At 62.4% G+C, this 24014-nt stretch carries 19 protein-coding genes; 10 read left to right on the plus strand and 9 right to left on the minus strand.

What is annotated here, in order from left to right:
- Positions 1-34 precede the first annotated feature (34 nt).
- The 8 genes from phaZ to REH34_RS17860 all read right to left on the minus strand — a co-directional run bounded on the left by phaZ (position 35) and on the right by REH34_RS17860 (position 10357).
- Entirely contained in the window at positions 35-880 is an 846-nt protein-coding gene (gene phaZ, locus REH34_RS17825; RefSeq protein WP_226504186.1) for a poly(3-hydroxyalkanoate) depolymerase, read from the minus strand.
- Between the two features lie 52 nt (positions 881-932).
- Positions 933-2612: a class II poly(R)-hydroxyalkanoic acid synthase gene (phaC, locus tag REH34_RS17830; RefSeq protein WP_226504187.1), complete on the minus strand. Its 1680-nt coding sequence runs from the start codon at positions 2610-2612 to the stop codon at positions 933-935.
- A gap of 235 nt (positions 2613-2847) precedes the next feature.
- The gene (locus REH34_RS17835; RefSeq protein ID WP_226504188.1) at positions 2848-3225 is read right to left on the minus strand and encodes a gamma-butyrobetaine hydroxylase-like domain-containing protein; all 378 of its coding nucleotides are present in this window, start codon (positions 3223-3225) and stop codon (positions 2848-2850) included.
- Between the two features lie 74 nt (positions 3226-3299).
- Positions 3300-4634 (minus strand): ATP-dependent protease ATPase subunit HslU, encoded by a 1335-nt coding sequence (gene hslU / locus REH34_RS17840; RefSeq protein ID WP_311968638.1) that lies wholly within the window; start codon positions 4632-4634, stop codon positions 3300-3302.
- Between the two features lie 62 nt (positions 4635-4696).
- Positions 4697-5227 carry an ATP-dependent protease subunit HslV gene (gene hslV / locus REH34_RS17845; protein ID WP_226504190.1) on the minus strand — a complete coding sequence of 177 codons (531 nt, stop codon included), beginning with the start codon at positions 5225-5227 and terminating at the stop codon, positions 4697-4699.
- 212 nt (positions 5228-5439) lie between these two features.
- Positions 5440-6126, minus strand: a complete 687-nt coding sequence (locus tag REH34_RS17850) for an SPOR domain-containing protein (protein WP_226504191.1) — start codon at positions 6124-6126, stop codon at positions 5440-5442.
- A 1-nt stretch (position 6127) separates the two neighbouring features.
- Positions 6128-7864: an arginine--tRNA ligase gene (argS, locus tag REH34_RS17855; protein ID WP_311968639.1), complete on the minus strand. Its 1737-nt coding sequence runs from the start codon at positions 7862-7864 to the stop codon at positions 6128-6130.
- Positions 7865-8137: 273 nt separating this feature from the next.
- Positions 8138-10357: a primosomal protein N' gene (locus REH34_RS17860; RefSeq protein ID WP_226504193.1), complete on the minus strand. Its 2220-nt coding sequence runs from the start codon at positions 10355-10357 to the stop codon at positions 8138-8140.
- 285 nt (positions 10358-10642) lie between these two features.
- Here REH34_RS17860 and rpmE point away from each other — a divergent pair, with 285 nt between their 5' ends.
- Together rpmE and REH34_RS17870 are read left to right on the plus strand one after the other, a co-directional pair.
- Positions 10643-10864 carry a 50S ribosomal protein L31 gene (gene rpmE, locus REH34_RS17865; RefSeq protein WP_226504194.1) on the plus strand — a complete coding sequence of 74 codons (222 nt, stop codon included), beginning with the start codon at positions 10643-10645 and terminating at the stop codon, positions 10862-10864.
- Positions 10865-11178: 314 nt separating this feature from the next.
- The gene (locus tag REH34_RS17870; protein ID WP_226504195.1) at positions 11179-12447 is read left to right on the plus strand and encodes a malic enzyme-like NAD(P)-binding protein; all 1269 of its coding nucleotides are present in this window, start codon (positions 11179-11181) and stop codon (positions 12445-12447) included.
- Positions 12448-12918: 471 nt separating this feature from the next.
- Here REH34_RS17870 and REH34_RS17875 read toward each other — a convergent pair whose 3' ends face one another.
- The gene (locus REH34_RS17875) at positions 12919-15393 is read right to left on the minus strand and encodes a penicillin-binding protein 1A (RefSeq protein ID WP_409373334.1); all 2475 of its coding nucleotides are present in this window, start codon (positions 15391-15393) and stop codon (positions 12919-12921) included.
- Positions 15394-15578: 185 nt separating this feature from the next.
- On the opposite strand from REH34_RS17875, the gene REH34_RS17880 reads away from it, so the two are divergent.
- Genes REH34_RS17880 through REH34_RS17915 form a run of 8 tightly spaced genes read left to right on the plus strand, consistent with a single transcriptional unit; the run spans position 15579 to position 23818 of the window.
- Positions 15579-16646, plus strand: a complete 1068-nt coding sequence (locus REH34_RS17880; RefSeq protein WP_226504197.1) for a pilus assembly protein PilM — start codon at positions 15579-15581, stop codon at positions 16644-16646.
- Positions 16646-17215 carry a PilN domain-containing protein gene (locus tag REH34_RS17885; RefSeq protein ID WP_226504198.1) on the plus strand — a complete coding sequence of 190 codons (570 nt, stop codon included), beginning with the start codon at positions 16646-16648 and terminating at the stop codon, positions 17213-17215. Before REH34_RS17880 ends, REH34_RS17885 begins: the two co-directional genes overlap by 1 nt.
- Positions 17212-17835 carry a type 4a pilus biogenesis protein PilO gene (pilO, locus tag REH34_RS17890; RefSeq protein ID WP_226504199.1) on the plus strand — a complete coding sequence of 208 codons (624 nt, stop codon included), beginning with the start codon at positions 17212-17214 and terminating at the stop codon, positions 17833-17835. The genes REH34_RS17885 and pilO overlap by 4 nt, the downstream gene beginning before the upstream one ends.
- Entirely contained in the window at positions 17832-18359 is a 528-nt protein-coding gene (pilP, locus tag REH34_RS17895) for a type 4a pilus biogenesis lipoprotein PilP (RefSeq protein WP_226504200.1), read from the plus strand. The genes pilO and pilP overlap by 4 nt, the downstream gene beginning before the upstream one ends.
- Positions 18360-18395: 36 nt before the next feature.
- Positions 18396-20495, plus strand: a complete 2100-nt coding sequence (locus REH34_RS17900) for a type IV pilus secretin PilQ family protein (RefSeq protein WP_311968641.1) — start codon at positions 18396-18398, stop codon at positions 20493-20495.
- A 4-nt stretch (positions 20496-20499) separates the two neighbouring features.
- A complete protein-coding gene (gene aroK, locus REH34_RS17905; protein ID WP_311968642.1) occupies positions 20500-21018 on the plus strand; it encodes a shikimate kinase AroK in 519 nt (172 codons plus the stop codon).
- Positions 21019-21078: 60 nt separating this feature from the next.
- Positions 21079-22176, plus strand: coding sequence for a 3-dehydroquinate synthase (gene aroB / locus REH34_RS17910; RefSeq protein WP_311968643.1), 1098 nt, complete (start codon positions 21079-21081; stop codon positions 22174-22176).
- A 16-nt stretch (positions 22177-22192) separates the two neighbouring features.
- Positions 22193-23818 carry an AAA family ATPase gene (locus REH34_RS17915; RefSeq protein WP_311968644.1) on the plus strand — a complete coding sequence of 542 codons (1626 nt, stop codon included), beginning with the start codon at positions 22193-22195 and terminating at the stop codon, positions 23816-23818.
- Positions 23819-24014: the final 196 nt, after the last annotated feature.

Genomic DNA, 24014 nt, shown 5'->3' on the forward strand with positions numbered 1-24014 from the left:
TTGATTGCCCTGGGTTTGTGTGGGAGCGGGGTCCCTAACTCGTTGCTCGCGGATGAACCACGGCGCGCTGGCGCTCTTCCTCGAGGAATTTCATGATGATCGGCGCCACCGTGCCGGCGCGGGTCACCAAAAACAGATGGCCGTCATCGATGATATGTAACTGGGCGTTGGGGATGCGCCATGCCAGCAGACGCATGTTCACCAACGGGATCAGCGGATCGTCGTCACCGGCCAGCACCAGGGTCGGCTGATGGATCTTGTGCAGCCAGTGCACGCTGGTCCAACCGAGGCCTGCGAACAGTTGCCAGTAGTAACCCAGCTTGCCGGACGAGCGCACCTTGCTGGCATGGGACATCGCCAGGCCGGCGTCGCGTCGAAAACTGCCGCCGTAGATTTCCGGCGCGATGCGCACCACATGGGACGGCTGCAGATAGCGCCGCGGGCTGGCCATCAACCACAGCACGCGCGGCTTGCCGGGCACCATCACCGCGCCGGCCGAGGTGGCGGCGAGCACCAGCTTCTTGCAGCGCTCGGGGTAAGAGTAGGCGAACTGCTGGGCCAAGGCGCCGCCCCACGACACACCGATGACGTTGACCTGGCCATAGTCGAGGTAGTCGAGCATGCGTGCGGTCAACTGCGCCAGGCCCGGGAAGCGATAAGGGCGGCTGGGCGTGGACGAGCCGCCGACCCCGGGCACGTCGAAGGCGATCACCTCCAGGTCCGGGTCCAGCGCGGCGACGAACGGGAACACCAGCTCCAAGTTGGCGCCGATGCCATTGAAGATCAGCAGCGGCGTCATGTGCGGGCTGCCGGGACGTACCGCCGTGCGGATGGCCTGGCCATCGAGGTCCACGGTACGAAATATGTACGGTTGCGGCATGCACTCGATCCTTTGCAAGCAATGGTGGGGCGGCAGCGGCGATCGCAATCAGTCAGCGTTCATGCACGTAGGTCCCGGGCGCGGCCTCGCCAGCGGCAAAAGCCTTGCTGCCGAGTTCCGAGGGCGCCTTCTTGAGCTTGCCGGAGTGTTTACCCAGCCAGTCTGCCCAGTGTAGCCACCATGAGTCAGTGTGCTTGACGGCGTTGTCCTGCCAGTCGCTTGGCGAGGTGGTGGTTTCATCGTTGGTCATGAAGCGGGCCTTGGGGTTGCCCGGTGGATTGAGGATGCTCTGGATATGGCCGCTGCTCGACAGCACGAACTCGATCTTGCCTCCAAACAGTTGCGCCGAGCGAAAGCACGAGTGCCAAGGGGTGATGTGGTCGGCGGTGCCGGCGACGCTGAAGATGTCGCATTTGACCTGCTTGAGATCGATCGGCGTGCCGCACACCTCCAGGGCGCCGGCGCGGGTCAGCGGGTTGTTCTTGAACATCTCGATCAGGTCGCCGTGGAAGGCTGCGGGCAGGCGCGTGGTGTCGTTATTCCAGAACAGGATGTCGAACACCGGCGGCTCGTTGCCCAGCAGGTAATTGTTGACCCAGTAATTCCAGATCAGGTCGTTGGGGCGCATCCAGGCAAATACCCTGGCCATGTCCCGGCCTTCGAGCACGCCTGACTGATAGGAATGACGCTTGGCGGCCTCCAGCGTCTGCTCGTCGACGAACAGCGCCACTTGGGTGTCCAGGGTAGTGTCGAGCACGCTGACCAGCAGGGTCAGGGAATGCACCTTTGGTTGTTTGAGCGCAGCGTAATGGCCCACCAGCGCGGTGCAGGTGATCCCCCCGGAGCAGGCGCCGAGGATGTTGATGTCCTTGCTGCCGGAAATCGCCGTGACCACCTCGACTGCTTCCTTGAGGGCATCGATGTAGGTCGACAGCCCCCATTCGCGCTGGGCCTTGGTGGGGTTGCGCCAACTGATGATGAAGGTCGGCACATTGTTGCGCAGGCAGAAGCGCACCAGGCTCTTGTCGGGGCTCAGGTCGAACACGTAGAACTTGTTGATCTGCGGCGGCACGATGAGCATCGGCCGCTCGTGGTTCTGCTCGGTGATGGGGGCGTACTGGATCAGCTCCAGCACGTCGTTGCGAAACACCACCGCGCCTTCGCTGGTGGCGAGGTTCTTGCCGACCTCGAAGGCGTCCATATTGACCTGGCTGGGCATGCCGCCATTCTTGACCAGGTCCTTGGCCAGGTGCGAGAGGCCGTCGAGGAGGCTCTTGCCGCCGGTCTCGAAGAAGCGTTTGACCGCTGCCGGGTTGGCAGCGCCGTTGGTCGGCGCCATGGCTTCGGTCATCAGGTTGATGACGAAGTGGCCGCGGCTGATGTCCTGAGCCGAGAGCTCGCTGCCGTCGAGCCAGCTGTGCAGTTCCTTGCGCCAGGCCAGGTAGGTCTGCAGGTAACGGCGGTAAAGGGGGTTCTGACTCCAGGCCGGGTCGACGAAGCGGCGGTCGTCGCTTTCCGGTTGCAGGGTGGACGAGCCCAGCAGGACGTTTTTCAGTTCCAGGCCGAAGTGTGCCACGTGGCGAGCACTCAACAGCGGTTGGCGCAAGGCCAGACGCAGGACCATCCGTGCAGAGGTCAGCAGGTCCTTGCGGCGCAGGCCGATCACCGGGTTCAGGCCGAGGGTGTTATGTGAGGCTTGCTGCTTGATGTCATCGGTGTTCTTGCTGCTCATCCACGACGCTCCATTGTCCAGAGGCGTGCGGCGGCGGCTGCTCTGACGGGCCTGCCGCGCACCGCGCTCGGGTAACCAGTGATCGCTATTGCCCCCAAAGTGAAGCACGGAGCCTGCCAGTTACCAGTGGTTACGCGAGTTCGAGCCAATGCGCAAGAAAGCCTATCCCCGCCAGTTGGCAAGGTATTCAAGCAAATAGATTTGGAAAACGGATGCTGGAAAGCCCTGCTGGGGCTCAGAGCATCAGCTTGACCACGGATTGCGCGGGGTCGCGGGTTTTGCCGGCGGCGCGCAGTTCGTCCAGATAGTCGTTCCACAGATCTTCCTGACGAACGGCGAGCTGGTAGAGGTATTCCCAGGTGAACAGACCGCTGTCGTGGCCATCGTCGAAGGTCAATTTGAGTGCGTATTGCCCGGCAGGTTCGATCTTGGTCAGGCCGACTCCGAGTTTGCCGAACTGCAGGATCGGCTTGCCGTGGCCCTGCACTTCAGCCGAAGGCGAGTGCACCCGCAGGAATTCGGCGGGCAGGGTGTAGGACTCCCCCGTGCCGTATTGCAGGGTGAGGGTTTTCGAGGCTTTGTGCAGGTTGATGGCGGTGGGGAGGTTAGTCATGGCCAGGGGCTCTTGGGCAGCTGCAAGCTGCAAGCTACAAGTATTCAGCTTATAGCTTGCCGCTTGCCGCTGCTCTACAGTATGTAGCGCGACAGATCTTCGTTTTCCGCCAGCTCGCCCAAGTGGCTGTTGACGTAGTCGGCATCAATGCGGATCGGCGTTTCGCTGTGGGCGCTGGCCAGGTCGCCGGCACTGAACGAGACTTCCTCCAGCAGGCGCTCCAGCAGCGTGTGCAAGCGACGGGCACCGATATTCTCGGTCTTCTCGTTGACCTGCCAGGCGATCTGGGCAAGGCGCTTGATGCCTTCCGGGGCGAACTCGATATGCAGGCCTTCGGTCTTGAGCAGTGCCACATATTGCTCGGTCAGCGACGCGTGCGGTTCGCTGAGGATACGCTCGAAATCTTCCGGGCTGAGGGCCTTGAGCTCGACGCGGATCGGCAGCCGGCCTTGCAGCTCGGGCACCAGGTCGCTCGGCTTGCTCAGGTGGAACGCGCCCGAGGCGATGAACAGGATGTGGTCGGTCTTGACCATGCCCAGCTTGGTATTCACCGTGCAGCCTTCGATCAACGGCAGCAAGTCGCGCTGCACGCCTTCGCGGGACACATCGGCGCCGCCGACATTACCGCGCTTGGCGACTTTGTCGATCTCGTCGATGAACACGATGCCGTGCTGTTCCACCGCTTCGAGGGCTGCGGCCTTGAGCTCCTCTTCGTTGACCAGGCGCCCGGCTTCTTCTTCACGCACCAGCTTGAGCGCTTCCTTGACCTTGAGCTTGCGGCTCTTGCGTTTGCCCTTGCCCATGTTGGCGAACAGGCTCTGCAGCTGGTTGGTCATCTCTTCCATGCCTGGCGGCGCAGAAATATCGACGCCAGCCATCTCGGCCACTTCGATCTCGATTTCCTTGTCGTCCAGCTGGCCTTCGCGCAGGCGCTTGCGGAACAGCTGGCGCGTGTTTGAATCGCTCGCCGGGGCTTCTTCGCTAAAGCTGCCGCGGGCCTGTGGCAGCAGCGCGTCAAGGATGCGTTCCTCGGCGGCGTCTTCGGCGCGATGGCGGACCTTGACGATTTCCTGCTCGCGCAGCAGCTTGAGGGCGGCATCGGCCAGATCGCGGATGATCGACTCGACATCACGGCCGACGTAGCCGACTTCGGTGAACTTGGTCGCTTCGACCTTGATGAACGGGGCGTTGGCCAGCTTGGCCAGGCGCCGGGCGATTTCGGTCTTGCCGACGCCGGTCGGGCCGATCATCAGGATGTTCTTGGGCGTCACTTCGACGCGCAGCTCTTCAGGCAGCTGCATGCGGCGCCAGCGGTTGCGCAGGGCGATGGCGACGGCGCGCTTGGCATCGTCCTGGCCGATGATATGGCGGTTGAGTTCGTGGACGATTTCGCGGGGGGTCATGGACATGGCGTGTGTCGGTCTCGGCAAGGTTCAGTGTGGTTCGATCCTGAGGGAGCGTCCCTGACTGATCACTCGGCGAGATCCTGCTCCTCGATGGTCAGGTTGTGGTTGGTGAACACGCAGATGTCGCCGGCGATACCGAGGGCGGTTTCGGCGATTTCCCGTGCACCCAGGTCGGTTTTCATCAGCAGGGCGCGAGCAGCCGCCTGGGCGTAGGCGCCGCCGGAGCCCATGGCGATCAGGCCGTCTTCAGGTTCGACGACATCGCCGTTACCGGTAATGATCAGCGAGGCATCCTTGTTGGCCACGGCGAGCATGGCTTCGAGGCGGCTCAGGGAGCGGTCGGTGCGCCATTCCTTGGCCAGTTCGACAGCGGCGCGCACGAGATGGCCCTGGTGTTTTTCGAGCTGGCTTTCGAAGCGCTCGAAGAGGGTGAAGGCGTCGGCGGTGGCGCCAGCGAAACCGGCGATGACTTGACCGTGGTACAGGCGACGGACCTTTTTGGCGTTGCCTTTCATCACGGTATTACCGAGGGAAACCTGGCCGTCGCCGCCCATGACGACTTTGCCGTGACGGCGGACTGAAACGATGGTGGTCAAGGGAGAGTCTCCACGCAGCGGGGCGAAAATGCCCTGATGGAAACTCATATGGGGGTGTGAGGGGGGATTTCAAGCTTTGGCGGTGACGGGTTTCATCCGGGATGTGTGGCGTTCTCACAGGCCTCTTCGCGGGCAAGCCTTGCTCCCACAGGTGTACCACTCGATTCTGTGGGAGCGAGGCTTGCCCGCGAAGGGGCCGTTCGAAGCGCTGACTACTGCCGCGTCTGACGCTGTTGCAGCAGCAGATTGTTGAAGCCGCTGCCCGCCAGTTGCTTCTGCGCGGTGGTGAGCTGCTCGCGGTTGCTGAACGGCCCGACCAGCACGCGGTACCAGGTATCGTCCTTGACGGTGCCGGACTCGACGTTCACGCCCTGACCCAGCAACAGAATCTGCGCCCGCACTTTGTCGGCGTCGGTCTTGTTGCGGAACGAGCCAGCCTGCAGGAAGAACTGCGTGGTCGCAGCCGGCTTGACGATCGCAGGTGCTGGCGGCGGCGTTTGCCCACTCAGCGCCGCCTGGGCGCGGGCGGTGTCGATCTTCGCCGCTTCAGCCGGAGTGACCGGCGGTTGTGCTGGCACCGGCGGAGTTTTCTCCGGCACGGCATCAGGCGGCACGATGACCTCCGATTCAGGCAGCAGCGTGTAGAAGTCGTACTTGGGCTTGACCGGCACCTGCGGGCTGGGAGGCGTCTTGTTGGCTTCGAGGATTTTCGCCGCCTTGGCTTCTTCGCGGCTGCGCTTGACGTCTTCCTTGCCTGGTTCGAGCTTCATCAGGAAGACGACGAACGCACCCACCGTGAGGCCGATGGCCATCCACAGCCATCCGGGGATGGGCTTCTTCGCTGGAGCGGAATTGCGGCTGGCGCCACGCTTGGGAGCAGGTTTTTTCTTGGCGGCCAACTTACATTCGCTCCAGTGTATCCAGGCCCAGCAGTTGCAGGCCTTGTTTCAGGGTACGACCGGCCAGAGCGGCCAGCAGCAGACGGCTGTTTTGTTGTTCCGGGCTGTCGGCGGTCAGGATCGGGCAGTTTTCGTAGAAGCTCGAGAACAGCTGGGCAATGTCATACAGGTAGGCGCACAGCACGTGTGGCGTGCCTTTTTCGCCGACGTTGTTCAGCACCTCGCCGAACTGTGCCAGCCGCGCGGCCAGTTCCTGCTCGTGCGGGGCATCGAGGTTGATCTGCCCGCCGACTTCGTCGAAATCCTTGCCCAGCTTGCGGAACACCCCGGCCACGCGCGTATAGGCATACAGCAGGTAGGGCGCGGTGTTGCCTTCGAAGTTGAGCATCTGGTCGAAGTTGAAGCTGTAGTCGCTGGTGCGGTGCTTGGACAGGTCGGCGTATTTGACGGCGCCGATGCCCACCACCTTGGCGATGGCGCGCAGGTCGGCTTCGGCGGCCTCGGGGTTCTTTTCCTTGACTAGGCTGTAGGCACGCTCCTGGGCTTCGGTCAGCAGGTCGACCAGCTTCACGGTGCCGCCGTCACGGGTCTTGAACGGGCGGCCGTCGGCGCCGTTCATGGTGCCGAAGCCCATGTGTTCGGTCTGCATGCCGTTGCTGATGAAGTCAGCGCGGCGGGCGACCTCGAACACTTGCTGGAAGTGCAGGGCCTGGCGCTGGTCGACGAAATACAGAGCGCGATCGGCCTTGAGGACGTTGCTGCGATAGCGCACGGCTGCCAGGTCCGTGGTGGCGTAGAGATAGCCACCGTCGGCCTTGACAATGATCACCGGCAGCGGCTCGTCGTCGGCGGTCTTGAATTCTTCGAGGAACACGCACTGGGCACCATTGCTCTCGACCAGCAGGCCCTTGGCCTTGAGGTCGTTGACCACGTTGATCAGGTCGTCGTTGTAGGCGCTTTCGCCCATTACGTCCGCCATGGTCAATTTGACATTGAGCAGTTCGTAGATCTCCTGACAGTGAGACAGGGATATCTGGCGAAAGCGCCCCCACAGTTCCAGGCATTCGGCATCGCCAGCCTGCAGCTTGACCACCAGGCTGCGGGCGCGATCGGCGAACTCTGGGGATTCGTCGAAGCGCTTCTTGGCGGCGCGGTAGAAGTTTTCAAGGTCCGACAGCTCATTGCTGGTGATCGGATTTTCCTGCAGGTACGCCATCAACATGCCGAACTGAGTGCCCCAGTCGCCCACGTGGTTCTGGCGAATCACCGTGTCGCCGAGGAACTCCAGGACCCGTGCCACGCCGTCACCGATGATGGTGGAGCGCAGGTGGCCGACGTGCATCTCTTTGGCCAGGTTGGGGGCGGAGAGGTCGACCACTACACGTTGCGCGGCACCTGGCTTGCTGACGCCCAGCTTGGGGTCGGCCAGCGCGGCGTCAAGGCGGCCAGCCAGCGCCTGGGTGTTCTGAAAGAAGTTGAGAAAGCCCGGGCCAGCGATTTCAGCCTTGCTGATCTGCGGATCGGCGGGCAACGCCTGGATGATCTTTTCTGCCAGGTCGCGGGGCTTCATGCCGGCGGGTTTGGCCAGCATCATGGCGATGTTGCTGGCGAAGTCGCCGTGGGTCTTGTCGCGCGCGTTCTCCACCTGGATCGCCGGCGTCAGCCCTTCAGGCAAGACACCTTCTTTGACGAGATGGGTCAGGGCTTGTTGGATCAGCTGGCGGATGGTGTCTTTCATGGTTCTCTCAATCGACCGCGGCACGGTCGCGCCCAAAGAGCGCAGGTGGAAAAATCGGCCATTATCCGTTGCCGGGGCGAGCTTGCCAACCTTGGGTTTTAGCGAGAGGTTAATCCCTGTGAGAGCTTGGGTGTTGGGCGGCGAGATTTATGGCAGGGCTTTATACGGGCGGTGGCGCTGATGGCCCCTCGCGGGCAAGCCTTGCTCCTACAGGACGACTGAGATCTGCCGACTCTGTGGGAGCAAAGCTTGCTCGTGTAGAGGCCGGCCGGATCAATAGAGATCGACAGGGTCCACATCCAGCGACCAGCGCACCTGACGGCCGCTGGGCATCTGCTCCAGTTGCAGCATCCAGGCGTTGAGCAGGCGGTGCAGTTGCGCGCGGGCGCTGGCCTGAACCAGCAATTGCGCGCGATAGCGCCCGGCGCGGCGTTCCATGGGTGCCGGCACCGGGCCCAGCAGCTCGATGCTGTTCGGGCCCATCTGCGCCAGCAGTTGTTCGGCGGCGCTGCAAGCTTCATCGAGGAAGCCTTCGGCTTGGCCCGGCTTGTGTGCCTCGGCCCGCAACAGCGCCAGGTGCGAGAAGGGTGGCAGGCCGGCAGCGCGCCGCTCGCTGATGGCCTGTTCGGCAAAAGCGAAATAGCCCTGCTCGGTCAATTGCACCAATAACGGATGCTCCGCCAGGTGGGTCTGAATGATCACCTTGCCCGGCTCTTCGGCGCGCCCGGCACGCCCGGCGACCTGCACGATCAACTGGGCCATGCGCTCGCTGGCGCGAAAATCCCCGGAAAACAGGCCGCCATCGGCATCCAGGATCGACACCAGCGTTACCCGCGGAAAGTGATGGCCCTTGGCAAGCATCTGCGTGCCGACGAGGATGCACGGCTGGCCGCGCTGGATGGTGGCGAACAGCTGGTTCATCGCGTCCTTGCGCGAGGTGCTGTCACGGTCGACACGCAACACCGGGTAGTCGGGAAACAGCGTGGTCAGGCGCTCTTCGGCCCGCTCGGTACCGGCACCGACCGGGCGCAGGTCCTTGGTGCCGCATTTCGGACACTGGCGCGGCACGCGCTCGACATGGCCGCAGTGGTGGCAGCGCAGCTCGCCGGAGCGCTGGTGCACCGTGGTGCGGGCGTCGCAGCGCGGGCATTCGGACAGCCAGCCGCAATCGTGGCACAGCAGGGTCGGTGCGAAGCCGCGGCGGTTGAGGAACACCAGCACCTGCTGGCCGCGCTCCAGTGTCTGGCCAATGGCCTGCTGCATGGGGCCGCTGATGCCGCTGTCCAGCGGGCGGCTCTTGACGTCCAGGCGCATGAATTTCGGTTGCTGGGCGCCGCCGGCGCGGTGTTCCAGGCGCAGCAGGCCATAGCGGCCGGTGTAGGCGTTGTGCAGGCTTTCGAGCGACGGCGTGGCCGATCCCAGGAGGATCGGGATGTTTTCCTGGCGGGCGCGCACCAGGGCCAGGTCGCGGGCGTGGTAGCGCAGGCCTTCCTGCTGTTTATAGGAGCCGTCGTGTTCTTCATCGATGATGATCAGGCCCGGATTCTTCATCGGCGTGAACAGCGCCGAGCGGGTACCGATGATGATATCGGCCTCGCCATCGCGGGCGGCCAGCCATGCGTCCAGACGCTCGCGATCGTTGACGGCCGAGTGCAGCAAGGCGATGCGGGCATTGAAGCGTTGTTCGAAACGCGCGAGGGTCTGTGGCCCGAGGTTGATTTCCGGGATCAGCACCAGCGCTTGCTTGCCGGCCTCCAGGGTCTCGCGGATCAGTTGCAGGTAGACCTCGGTCTTGCCGCTGCCGGTGACCCCGGCCAGGAGGAAGGCGTGGAAACTGTCGAAGCCGGCGCGCACCGCTTCGAAGGCGGCGCGTTGTTCGCTGTTGAGGGGCAGCTCCGGCTGCGCCAGCCAGCGGTCATGGCGCTCGCCCGGCGCGTGGCGGCGCACTTCGACGGTAACCAGCGCCTTGGCCAGCAGCAGGTCAAGGCTGTCCTTGCTCAGTTGCAGCTTGCTCAATAGTTGATGGGCGACGCCGTGGGGATGCTGGGCCAGGGTGGTCAGGGCTTCACGCTGCCGGGGCGCACGGGCGATGCGCGGGTCATCGAGGCTCGCGCCGGGGGCGATCTGCCAGAAGCGCTCCTGGCGGGTTTCGGCGGGCTCGCCCTGGCGCAGCAGCACGGGCAGCGCCCAACTGAGGGTGTCGCCCAGGCCGTGCTGATAGTACTGCGCGGTCCATAAGCACAGTTTGAACATGGACTCGGGGATAGGGCTGACCGGGTCGAGCAGGGCGCTGGCGGGGCGCAATTTGTCCAGCGGCACGTCGGTGTGGTCGGTGACCTCGATCAGCACGCCGATCATCTCCCTGCGCCCGAACGGCACCCGCAGGCGCATGCCGGCTTGCAGCTGGGTCGCATCGACCCCGGCCGGCGCGCGATAGTCGAAAAGGCGTCGCAGCGGCGAGGGCAGGGCGAGGCGCAGGATGACGTCGGGCACGCGGTAGGTTCTCGGTAAGCGATGCTGCAGGGCTTTTGTGGGAGCGGGCTTTGCCTGCGAAGCTGTGTACCCGGTGTTTGGCCGAATGCACAGTGGCTGTCAGGCCTCTTCGCGGGCAGCGCCCGCTCCCCCATTGAATGCGGTGGAGGCAGATGCTAGCAGACGACCATCGGTAAGCGCGATAACTTGCGTCCATCGCAATGTCTGGTAATATGCGCGGCCTAATTGCGTGCGGTATTCAACAATAGTGTTGAGTGGCGGCATGCCTAGCCCGAGGAAGTAGCCATGAAAGCTGATATTCATCCAGCGTACGAAGCCATTGACGCCACCTGCTCCTGCGGTAACGTCATCAAGACCCGCTCCACTCTGTGCAAGCCACTGAGCCTGGACGTCTGCTCCGAATGCCACCCGTTCTACACCGGTAAGCAGAAGACTCTGGACATCGGCGGCCGCGTCGATCGCTTCAAGCAGCGTTTTGCTGGTTTCGGCGCTCCAAAAGCCAAATAAGGCTTTTGGCACTGGCAAGCCCTCGAGGTGTGCCAGGCTGAAAAAAAGGCGTCCTTCGGGGCGCCTTTTTTATGCCTGGGATTCAGGTGTTGGCAGGGTCGACGCCTTCGCCGGCAAGCCTTGCGCCCACAGCCCATTGGGGGCAAAGCTTGCCCGCAATGGGGCCAGTGGCCGCACCACAAGCCTGGCCAATTAAGCCTAAGGTCTTAGCTCGCAGTCCTTGACACTAAGTGACCGGCCAGTCTTGTCGGGCCTTTCCTTCGCGCGTATCCTCGGCGGTCCGTCAAGATCAACAGCAAAAGCGGAACGCCACCATGTCAGATTTGAAAACTGCCGCTCTCGAATACCACGCCACTCCACGTCCAGGTAAGCTGAGCGTCGAAATCACCAAAGCCACTGCCACCGCTCGCGACCTGTCGCTGGCGTACAGCCCTGGTGTAGCTGAGCCTGTCCGTGAAATCGCGCGTGACCCAGAGCTGGCCTACAAATACACCGGCAAGGGCAACCTGGTCGCGGTGATTTCCGATGGCACCGCTATCCTCGGCCTGGGCAACCTCGGCCCCCTGGCGTCCAAGCCGGTCATGGAAGGCAAGGGTGTGCTGTTCAAGCGTTTCGCTGGCATCGACGTTTTCGACATTGAAGTGGATTCCGAAAGCCCGCAAGCCTTCATCGACACCGTCAAGCGTATCTCCATCACCTTCGGTGGCATCAACCTCGAAGACATCAAGGCACCAGAGTGCTTCGAGATCGAGCGCGCCCTGATCGAACAGTGCGACATCCCGGTTTTCCACGATGACCAGCACGGCACCGCGATCGTTACCGCGGCCGGCATGATCAATGCCCTGGAAATCGCCGGCAAGACCCTCGAAGACGCGAAAATCGTCTGCCTGGGTGCTGGTGCAGCTGCCATCTCCTGCATGAAGCTGCTGGTGAGCATGGGCGCGCGCATCGAAAACATCTTCATGATCGATCGCAGCGGCGTGATCCACTCCGGCCGTGACGACCTGAACCAGTACAAGGCTGTGTTCGCTCACGCCACCGACAAGCGCACCCTGGCTGATGCTCTGCAAGGTGCTGACGTGTTCGTCGGCCTGTCCGGTCCGAACCTGTTGAGCGCTGAAGGCCTGAAGACCATGGCTGCCAACCCGATCGTGTTCGCCTGCTCGAACCCCGATCCGGAAATCTCGCCAGAGCTGGCGCATGCCACCCGTGATGACGTGATCATGGCCACTGGTCGTTCGGACTACCCGAACCAGGTCAACAACGTGCTGGGCTTCCCGTTCATCTTCCGTGGTGCGCTGGACGTGCGCGCCAAGCGCATCAACGAGGAAATGAAAGTCGCCGCCGCCAACGCCCTGCGCGAACTGGCCAAGCTGCCGGTGCCTCAGGAAGTGTGCGACGCCTACGGCGGCATCAAGCTGGAATTCGGTCGTGACTACATCATTCCGAAGCCAATGGATGCGCGCCTGATCACCCTGATCTCCGACGCTGTGGCCAAAGCCGCGATCGAGACCGGTGTGGCCACCCTGCCGTACCCGAAAAACTACCCGCTCAAAAGCGTGGATGACGTGTTCAACGGCTAAGCCGTTGTAGCGCTACAACAAAAAGCCCCGGCTCGTGAGAGTCGGGGCTTTTTGTTGTCTGGCGGTGTGCTTTCGGGTCTCTTCGCGAGCAAGCTCTGCTCCCGCAGGTAGGAGCAAGGCTTGCCCGCGAAGAAGCCGGCATGCCTTGCACGGATCTTGAAACAGATCGGCCGGCAGCGGGCTGTCTCCCACAGGTCTAGAGTCGTGCAGCTGTGGGAGCAAGGCTTGCCCGCGAAGAGGCCGGCATGCCTTGCACGGATCTTGAAACAGATTGGCCGGCAGCGGGCTGTCTTCCACAGGTCCAGAGTCGTACAGCTGTGGGAGCAAGGCTTGCCCGCGAAGAGCCCGGCATGCCTTGCTCGGATCTTGAAACAGATCGGCCGGCAGCGGGCTGTCTGCCACAGGTCCAGAGTCGTACAGCTGTGGGAGCAAGGCTTGCCCGCGAAGAGGCCGGCATGCCTTGCACGGATCTTAAAACAGATCGATCGGCGCAGACTCGTCGGCCGGCAGTGGGCTGCCTGGCGCCTGGCCGTTGCCCAGCTCGCTGTTCGACGGCGGGCTGTCCTCGCTCTTGAACAGTTCGAAGTACGCATCCGGGGTGCCCGGGCTGGCGGCGCGACCGCTGACCGGGTCGACCCGCAGGCTGACGATGCCTTCCGGTTCCGGTTGGGTGTGCGCCGGCTTGCCCTTGAGCGCCGCGCCCATGTAGTCCATCCAGATCGGCAGCGCCACGGTGCCGCCGAATTCCCGGCGGCCCAGGGTTTCCGGTTGGTCGAAGCCAGTCCACACGGTGGTCATGTAATCGCCGTTGTAGCCGGAGAACCAGGCGTCCTTGGAGTCGTTGGTGGTGCCCGTCTTGCCGGCGATGTCCGGACGGTTCATCGACAAGGCGCGGCGACCGGTGCCACGCTTGATCACGTCTTCGAGCATGCTGGTGAGGATGTACGTGGTGCGTCCATCGACGATCCGCGGTGCGATGATCGGTGCCGTAGGCGCAGCAGGTACCGCAGGTGCCACGTTCGCCGGGCTGGTATCACTGGTGATCAGCTTGGTGGCGGCTGGGTCCGGAGCCGGGATAGCGTTGGCGTCAGCCAGTTCCGGGTCGGCCTGGCCTTCGTCTGGCGGTACGGTGGCCGGATTGGCGGTGAACAATACGTCGCCGGTGCGGCTTTCGATCTGCTGGATCAGATACGGCGACACCTTGAAGCCACCGTTGGCGAAGCTGCTCCAGCCAGTGGCGATCTCCATCGGCGTCAAGGTGGCGGTGCCCAGAGCCAGCGACAGGTTGCGCGGCAGGTCCTGCTTGTTGAAGCCGAAGCGGGAAATGTAGTTGATCGCGTTCTCGACGCCGAGGCTCTGCAGCACGCGGATCGACACCAGGTTGCGGGACTTGTACAGGGCTTCGCGCAGGCGGATCGGGCCGAGGAAAGTGTTGGTGTCGTTCTTCGGGCGCCAGACCTTGTCTACCGATTCATCGACGAACACGATCGGCGCATCGTTGACCAGGGTCGCTGGTGTATAGCCGCTGTCGAGCGCCGCGCTATAGATGAACGGCTTGAAGCTCGAACCCGGCTGACGCTTGGCCTGCATCGCGCGGTTGTAGTTGCTCTGCTCGAAGGCGAAGCCGCCCACCAACGCGCGGATGGCGCCGTTGTGCGGATCCAGCGAGACCAGCGCGCTCTGGATGGTGGGGACTTGCGAGAAGGCAAGGCTGCCGTTTTCTTGACGCAGCACGCGGATCAGGTCGCCGACCTGTGCGACATCCGAAGGTTGGCTCGGCACGCGCCCGACACTGTTGGTATTCAGGAACGGTCGGGCCCACTTCATGGTGTCCCAGCTCACCTGTTCGTCCTTGCCTTCGCGTGTCAGAACGGTGATGCCGGTCTTGTCGACCTGGGTGACGATCGCCGGGTCCAGCGAGTTGAGGGTGCGCTGCTTGCCCAGTTCGGTCAGCCAGGCGTCACGGGTCTTGCCGGGCAGGCGCGATTCCGGGCCGCGGTAGCCGTGGCGCTTGTCGTATTCGATCAGGCCGTCGCGTACTGCGTTGTTGGCCGAGTCCTGGAGGTCGCTGGGCACCGTGGTGGTGACCCTGAAACCCTCGGTGTAGGCGTCTGCGCCGTAGCGACCGACCATTTCGGCGCGGGCCATTTCGGCGATGTAGGGGGCGTTCACTTCTGGCGTCGGCACGTGATAGCTGGCGTTGATCGGCTCGGCCAGGGCGCTCTGGTAGCTGGCTTCGTCGATCTTGCCCAGCTTGTACATGCGCCCCAGAATCCAGTCGCGGCGCTCCTTGGCGCGCACCGGGTTGGCCAGCGGATTGAAGCGCGATGGCGCCTTTGGCAAACCGGCGATCATCGCCATCTGCGCCAGACTTACGTCGCGGATCGATTTGCCGTAATACACCTGCGCGGCGGCTTCGATGCCGTAGGCGCGGTTGCCGAGGTAGATTTTGTTGACGTAGAGCTCGAGAATTTCGTCTTTGCTCAGTTGGCGCTCAATTTGCAAGGCGAGAAGAATCTCGTTGCTTTTGCGCGAGAAGCTACGCTCGCTGCTGAGGAAGTAGTTTTTTGCCACCTGCATGGTGATCGTACTGCCGCCGGTCTGAATGTGACCGGTGCGCACCAGTTGTCCCGCGGCACGAACCAGGCCGCTGGGATCGACCCCGTAGTGGTTTTCGAAGTTGTCGTCTTCGGCAGACAGCAGGGCCTGGATGAAGTGGGGCGGAATGTCCGAGAACTTGATGGGAGAACGGCGCATTTCGCCGAATTCAGCGATCAGTTTGCCGTCGCTGCTATAGATACGCAGGGGTATTTGCAATTGGACACTTTTCAGCATCTCGACGGACGGCAGGCCCGGGCTAAGATAGAGGTAGGCGCCGCTCAGACCGAGCGCAAGCCCGCAGAACACACCGAGGAAAGACCAGCATAAAAACTTCAGCAGGCGTATCAAGGCTTTTGGATTTCCAGATAAAAGAATGAGTTAAGCGCAAACGGGTAAAAACGGGCAAAAAGCGCTGCGCATTATAAGCATTTTTCGACACCAAGCGTCATTTGCGCTTCTGTCAAGACTGCTATTAAATGCATCGAATCCACAATGGTCCGTAAGTCACGGATAGTACTAGGGAAACGGTTGTGCTAGGACTCTTCAGCAAGAAAGCTAGTTCGCTTCTGGGGATCGATATCAGCTCCACCTCGGTCAAGCTTCTGGAACTGAGCCGTTCGGGCGGTCGGTACCGGGTCGAGGCGTATGCCGTTGAACCCTTGCCAGCGAACGCTGTGGTGGAAAAAAACATCGCCGAGCTCGAAGGGGTCGGGCAGGCCTTGTCACGGGTGCTGGTAAAGGCGCGCACGGGCACCAAAGGCGTCGCCGTGGCCGTGGCCGGTTCGGCGGTCATCACCAAGACCATCGAGATGGATGCCGGGCTGTCCGACGACGAGATGGAAAACCAGCTCAAGGTCGAGGCCGACCAGTACATTCCCTATCCCCTTGAAGAAGTAGCCATCGATTTCGAAGTGCAGGGCTATTCGGTGCGCAATCCCGAGCGCGTCGAAGTGCTGCTGGCCGCCTGCCGCAAAGAGAACGTCGAGGTGCGTGAAGCGGCCCTGGCGCTGGCGGGCTTGAGCGCCAAGGTGATCGACGTCGAAGCCTACGCGCTGGAGCGCGCCTATGGCCTGCTGGCCGCGCAACTCGGCCAGGGCGACGATACCTCGCTGACCGTGGCGGTGATGGATATCGGCGCCACCATGACCACCCTCAGCGTGCTGCACAACGGCCGCATCATCTATACCCGCGAGCAGCTGTTCGGCGGCCGCCAGTTGACCGAGGAGATCCAGCGCCGCTATGGCCTGACCGTCGAAGAGGCGGGGCTGGCCAAGAAGCAGGGCGGCCTGCCGGACGACTACGTCGCCGAAGTGTTGCAGCCGTTCAAGGACGCCGTGGTGCAGCAGGTATCGCGTTCACTGCAGTTCTTCTTTGCTGCTGGTCAGTTCAATGATGTCGACTACATCATGCTGGCCGGGGGTACTTCTTCGATCGCCGGCCTCGATCAACTGATTCAACAGCGTCTGGGCACACCGACGCTGGTTGCCAATCCGTTCGCCGACATGGCCCTGAGCAGCAAGGTCAATGCCGGTGCACTGGCCAGTGATGCGCCGGCGCTGATGATCGCCTGCGGGTTGGCGTTGAGGAGCTTTGACTGATGGCGCAGATCAACCTCCTGCCGTGGCGCGAGCAACTTCGCGAAGAGCGTAAAAAGCGTTTCCTGACCATTCTGGCCGTGGTCGTGGTAGCCGGGATCGGCATCATCCTGCTCGCGGCCCAGTACTACAGCGGTGCCATCAGTGCCCAGACTGCCCGCGATGACTATCTGAAGAAAGAAATCGCCGTGCTCGACGCCCGCATCTCGCAGATCAGCGAGCTGCAGAATCGTCGCAAGCAGCTGATCGCGCGGATGAAGACCATCCAGGACCTGCAGGGCAATCGGCCGATCATCGGTCGGGTGTTCGATCAACTGGCCCGTACCTTGCCCGATGGCGTGTATTTCACCGAAGTGAAAATGGGTGGACAGACCATCGCCATTACCGGTTCTGCGGAATCGAACAACAAGGTTTCCGAGCTGATGCGCAATCTGGACGGTTCGCCGTGGCTCGGCAGCGCGGCGCTGACTGAGGTCAAGGCCAAGGCCGCTGGTGATCCTGATCAGAACAACGTCTTCCAGTTGACGGTGCAGCAGATCCATCCCGCTACCGAGGGGGACAACATCAAATGAATACTCCTCAGTGGATCGTCAATCTGCGCAAGGTCGAGCTCAGCGAGCTCGATATCAACAACATCGGCTCCTGGCCGGTGGCGATCAAGACCATCATCGCCTCCGTGCTGATGATTCTGTTGCTGGGGCTGGGTTACAACTTCTATATCCTCGACATGGAGAACCAGCTCGAAGCCAAGGTGGCAGAGGAAGAAACCCTCAAGCAGCAGTACAGCGCCAAGGCATTCAAGGCGGCCAATCTCGAGGCCTACATCGAGCAGATGAAGGAAATGGAAACCTCCTTCGGCGCCATGCTGCGCCAGCTGCCCAGCGACACCGAAGTGCCCGGCTTGCTCGAAGACATCACCCGAACCGGCCTGGGGGCGGGGTTGGAATTCGAAGAAATCAAATTGCTGCCGGAAGTCACCCAGCAGTTTTACATCGAGTTGCCGATACAGATTACGGTTACCGGCAACTACCACGACCTGGCGACCTTCGTCAGTGGCGTGGCCAGCCTGCCGCGGATCGTCACCCTGCATGACTTCGACGTCAAACCCGCTACCGAAGGCGATACCTCGCAATTGCGCATGAGTATCCTGGCCAAGACTTACCGCTACAACGACCGGGGGCTGGACAAATGAGGGTGTTGTCCGGGCTGTGCCTGGTGCTCTTCACGTTGCTGTTGGCGGGATGCGGTGACTCTGGCGACTTTGCCGACCTGAAGGCCTTCATGGCCCAGGTCAAGGCCAAGCCTCAGGGCAATATCGAGCCAATCCCGCGGTTTGCCCCGTATCAGGCGTTTGCCTATGAGGCGTCGGCGTTGCGCAGTCCGTTCCAGCCACCGGTCAAGGTCGATCTGGTGCATCGAGAAAAGGGCTCCAAACTGCTCAAGCCGGACCCTAACCGGGTCAAGCAGTTTCTCGAAGGCTTCAATATCGAGCAGTTCGAGATGGTGGGTACGCTGTCCAACGACAGCGGGTCTTTCGCACTGATTTCCGGTGCCGGCGGGGTGCATCGGGTCAAGGTCGGCGACTACCTGGGCCGTAACGACGGAAAGATTGTTTCCATCAGCGATTCACAGATCGACGTGGTCGAGATCGTGCCTGATGGAGAGGGAGGGTGGCTCGAGCGGCCACGTAGCATTTCCCTTAAAGAACGCTCGTAAATGGGCCTGGTCAAGCAAGCACAGTGGAACTCGATAATGAATAGGTTTTTTTCCGCGCTGGGCGTTTCGCTATGGATGGCAGTGTGCGCGCCCGCGCTGATGGCGGCGACCCTGAAGACTCTCGATGTCGCGGCGTTGCCAGGCGATCGCATCGAGCTCAAGCTGGGTTTCGATGCCCCTGTGCCTGCGCCCCGTGGCTACACCACCGACCAGCCGGCGCGCATCGCCCTGGATCTGCCTGGTGTGACCAACCAGGTGGCCAGCCGCAGCCGTGACCTGGGTGTGGGTAACGCTCGCAGCCTGGTGGTGGTCGAGACCAAGGACCGCACCCGTATCATCGTCAACCTCACCACGCTGGCCCCTTACAGTACGCGGGTCGAAGGCAACAACCTGTACGTGCTGATCGGCCAGGGCGCCGCCGCGCTGCAGGGCAAGCAGGGAGGTTCCGCGCCCCTCGCTCCACCCCCGGTGAGCCGCAATGCCGCCGTCACTGCTGCGGCCCCGTCGCGGCCCTTCGTGCCGGCCGTTGCTGGCAGAGCGATTCGCAATGTCGATTTCCAGCGCGGCGAGCTGGGTGAAGGCAATGTGGTCATCGACCTCAGCGACCCGACCATCAGCCCCGACATCCAGGAGCAGGGCGGCAAGATCGTCGTCAGCTTCGCCAAGACCGCCCTGCCTGATCCGCTGCGTGTACGCCTGGACGTGAAGGACTTCGCCACGCCGGTGCAGTTCGTCAACTCCTCGGTGGCAGGCGACAAGGCGCAGATCGCCATCGAGCCGAGCGGTGCCTACGAATATTCCACCTACCAGACCGACAACCGTCTGACCGTCAGTGTGCGGCCGTTGACCAATGACGATCAGCAGCGCCGTAACGCCGAGCGTTTCGTCTACAGCGGCAAGAAGCTGTCGTTGAATTTCCAGGACATCGATGTGCGCTCGGTGCTGCAGCTGATCGCCGACTTCACTGATCTCAATCTGGTCGCCAGCGACACGGTGCAGGGCGGTATCACCCTGCGCCTGCAGAACGTGCCGTGGGATCAGGCGCTGGACCTGGTGCTCAAGACCAAGGGCCTGGACAAGCGAAAGGTGGGCAACGTGCTGCTGGTCGCGCCGGCGGACGAGATCGCCGCACGCGAGCGTCAGGAGCTTGAATCCCAGCGTCAATTGCAGGAACTGGCACCGCTGCGTCGCGACCTGATCCAGGTCAACTACGCCAAGGCCTCCGACATCGCCAAGCTGTTCCAGTCGGTGACCGGCAGCAAGGACAAGTCCGAGACGGCCCGTGGCTCGATCACCGTGGATGATCGGACCAACAGCATCATTGCCTATCAGACCCAGGAGAGCCTGGACGAGCTGCGCCGCATCGTCGCCCAGTTGGATATTCCGGTGCGTCAGGTGATGATCGAGGCGCGTATCGTCGAAGCCACGGTCAACTACGACAAGTCCCTGGGCGTGACCTGGGGTGGTCAATCGACCAAAGGCAAGGCCACTATTTATGGCGGCCAGTCGGCGACCTCGTCGACCACGACGGCCGGTACCTCCACGCCGTTCGTCGACCTGGGCGCGAGCAATGCGACCTCCGGTATCGGCATCGGCTTCTTGACCAACAACACCCTGCTCGACCTGGAGCTGAGCGCAATGGAAGCCACCGGCAACGGTGAAATCGTCTCCCAGCCCAAGGTCGTGACCTCTGATAAAGAGACCGCGAAAATCCTCAAAGGCACCGAGGTGCCTTATCAAGAGGCCAGTTCCAGCGGTGCCACCACGGTGTCGTTCAAGGAGGCTTCGCTGTCGCTGGAGGTCACGCCGCAGATCACTCCGGACAACCGCATCATCATGGACGTCAAGGTCACCAAGGACGAGCCCGATTACCTCAACGAGGTCCTGGGTGTACCGCCGATCAAGAAAAACGCCGTCAACGCCAAGGTGCTGGTCAACGATGGCGAGACCATCGTGATCGGTGGGGTGTTCTCCAATACGCAAAGTAAAACCACAGCGAAGGTGCCATTTTTGGGCGATGTGCCGTATCTTGGCCGTTTTTTCCGCTCGGATACCGTGTCGGAAGCTAAATCGGAGCTGCTGGTATTCTTGACTCCGCGTATCATGAATAACCAGGCGATTGCCGTGAGTCATTGATTCTGTGCGAAATTTGATACTTGTTGGGCCGATGGGGGCAGGTAAAAGCACCATCGGCCGTTTATTGGCCAAAGAACTCAGGCTGCCATTCAAGGATTCCGACAAGGAAATCGAGCTGCGGTGCGGCGCCAATATCCCGTGGATCTTCGACAAGGAAGGCGAGGCGGGGTTTCGCGACCGCGAGCAGGCGATGCTGGCCGAGCTTTGCGATTTTGACGGCGTGGTCCTCGCGACTGGCGGCGGCGCAGTATTGCGTCCGGAAAACCGTCAATCGCTGCATAGCGGCGGTCGTGTGGTCTACCTGCACGCCTCGGTAGAGCAGCAGGTCGGCCGCACTGCCCGTGATCGCAATCGGCCACTGCTGCGCACGGCCGATCCCGCCGGTACACTGCGTGCCTTGCTCGAGATTCGCGACCCGCTGTATCGCGAAATAGCCGACCTGGTAGTCGAAACCGACGAGCGACCGCCACGCATGGTGGTCCTGGACATTCTTGAGCGGCTACAACGTTTGCCTCCCCGCTAGCCTGTCAGCGGGTTCCAATAATTCGAGAGAGGGCGCGAGCGCCCGGCATCATGGGGTCACATGCAGACACTTAAGGTTGAACTCGGCGATCGCAGTTACCCGATCCATATTGGCGAGGGGCTGCTCGACCAACCTGAGCTGTTGGCGCCCTATATCGCGGGCCGGTCGGTGGCCATTGTCTCCAATGCCACCGTCGCGCCCCTTTACATCGAGCGCCTGACCCGTTCGCTGGCCGCCTACAACGTGTTGCCTATCGTCTTGCCGGATGGCGAGGCGTTCAAGAACTGGGAAACCCTGCAAACCATCTTCGACGCACTGCTGACCGCGCGCCATGACCGCCGTACCACCATCATCGCCCTGGGCGGCGGTGTGGTCGGTGACATGGCTGGCTTCGCGGCGGCCTGCTATCAGCGTGGCGTGGATTTCATCCAGGTGCCCACCACACTGTTGTCCCAGGTCGACTCTTCGGTGGGTGGCAAGACTGGCATCAACCACCCGCTGGGCAAGAACATGGTCGGTGCTTTCTATCAGCCCCAGGCCGTGCTGATCGACACCGGTACGCTGCGCAGCCTGCCACCGCGCGAGCTGTCGGCCGGGCTGGCGGAAGTGATCAAGTACGGGCTGATCTGCGACGAGCCGTTCCTGACCTGGCTCGAAGCCAATGTTGATGCGCTGCGCGATATCGATGCTGAGGCGGTCACCGCCGCCATCAGGCGCTCCTGCGAGGCCAAGGCGCTGGTGGTCAACGCCGACGAGCGCGAATCCGGCGTGCGCGCCACGCTCAATCTTGGCCACACCTTTGGTCACGCCATCGAGACGCAGATGGGGTATGGTGTGTGGCTGCATGGCGAGGCCGTGGCGGCAGGTACGGTGATGGCTCTGGAAATGTCCATGCGCCTTGGCTGGATCAGCCAGCAGGATCGCGATCGCGGTATTCGCTTGATGCAGCGCGCCGGCTTGCCGGTGGTGCCGCCAGCTGAAATGACGCCCGAGCACTTCATCGAGCACATGGCAATCGACAAGAAAGTGATCGATGGCCGTTTACGTCTGGTGTTGTTGCGTCGCATCGGCGAAGCCGTAGTGACCGACGACTATCCAAAAGAAGTTCTTCAGGCAACCCTGGCTGCGGATTACCGCGCCATCGTCGCCCCGCTTTGAGGTCAATGAGAGTTCGATGACAAGTCTGCATGCCGATGAGGCCTTTCTCGGCCACTACCAATTGGACCACGATCCCTTTGCCGCCCGCGTCCCCGGCTTCAAATTCTTTCCGGCCCAGCGCAAACCGGTACTGGGGCAGTTGCATCACCTGGCGCGCTACAGCCAGTTGCTGTTGGTCGTCACCGGGCCGCACGGCAGCGGCAAGACCTTGCTGCGCCAGGCGCTGGTGGCCAGCACCAACAAGCAGTCGGTGCAAAGCGTGGTGGTTTCCGCTCGCGGCGCCGGCGATGCAGCCAGTGTCCTCAGTCAAGTCGCCGAAGCGCTCAACGTGCAGCAGGCCGATGTCACCCTGCTCCTGAGTCAGATCGTGCAACTGGCGCTGACCGGGCAGGAAGTCTACCTGCTGGTGGACGACGCGGAACAACTCGACGAATCCGCACTCGAAGCCCTGCTGGCGCTGGCGGCGGGCAACCCCGAGGGGCGTCCGCACGTGTTCCTGTTCGGCGAGCCGTCACTGCTGGCGCGCCTTGATGGCCTGGGTCATGAGCAGGAACGCTTCCACGTCATCGAGCTGGAACCGTACACCGAAGAGGAAACGCGCGAGTATCTCGCCCTGCGCCTCGAAGGGGCCGGGCAGGGGATCGCGCTGTTCACCAATGATCAGATCGCCGATATTCACGAGCAGTCCGAAGGCTGGCCGGGGTTGATCAATCAGGTCGCCCGCGACTCGATGATCGAGGCGATGATAGCCAGCCGCTCGGCGGTCAAGCGTCCATCCATGGGGTTCAAGATGTCGAAAAAACACGTACTGGCGTTCGCTGGGGTCGTTGTGGCCGCAGTCGCGGCGGCAGTCCTGCTTCCAGGTCACAAGGCGTCTACCGACGGCACCGCTCCGGCACAGCAGGCGCAATTGCCGCTGGGTCAGGGTCAGCCAGGTACCGCCAAATCCAACCAGGACGGCAGCCCGGCGGTCGAGTTTGCCGGTAATTCCCAGCCAATGCCGTTGCCGATGAATGGCCAGCCAGTGGTCCGTGGTCCGCTGTCCGAGGCGACCGGTTCGGGCGATGCCGATGGTGAAGATGGGGCTCCCGCACCCGCAACCGCACCGACTGGGCCGACCAGCAGCTTCACGCCACCGACCGTGACCACCACCGCGCCGCCTGTCGGCATTCCGGCTGGCCCGGCCGCTACCCAGGTGCCGGTACCTGCCCAGGCCAAGCCCGCCCCTGCCAAGCCAGCACCTGCGGCCAAGCCGCCCGTGCAGGTGGCCAGTGCCGCCAAGCCTGAGCCCAAGCTGGAACACAAGCCGGAGCCCAAGGCTGTCGAAAAACCCGCAGTTGCCAAGGCTGGCGCTGCCAGTGGCTGGTATGGCAGCCAGGCACCCGGTAATTATGTGGTGCAGATCCTCGGAACCAGCAACGAAGCCGCTGCTCAGAGCTACATTCGCGAGCAAGGCGGCGAGTATCGCTACTTCAAGAAAACCTTGCAGGGCAAGCCCCTCTACGTGATCACCTATGGCAGTTTCGCCAACCGCGCCGCCGCGCTGAGTGCGATCAAGAACTTGCCAGAGAAGGTCCAGGCTGGTAAACCTTGGCCTCGTACCGTTGCCAGCGTCCAACAGGACCTCGCAAGCACCCACTAAAGGCTCGCGGTGGCGCCATCCCTGCCACCCGCCTGACGTATCCATAGCTTACTGAAAAGCCTGCCGCGTTCGCGCGGTGGGCTTTTCTGTCCGCAGCGTTCCAAGGCTCTGGGTCGCCGCTGAGGGCATTGCGTCTGCCGGCAATTACCGGCAGACTCGCAAAAAGCTCGTAACACACAAATCTATAAAAAACGTT

This window comes from Pseudomonas baltica (genome assembly GCF_031880315.1).
In the GTDB taxonomy this organism is placed as follows: domain Bacteria; phylum Pseudomonadota; class Gammaproteobacteria; order Pseudomonadales; family Pseudomonadaceae; genus Aquipseudomonas.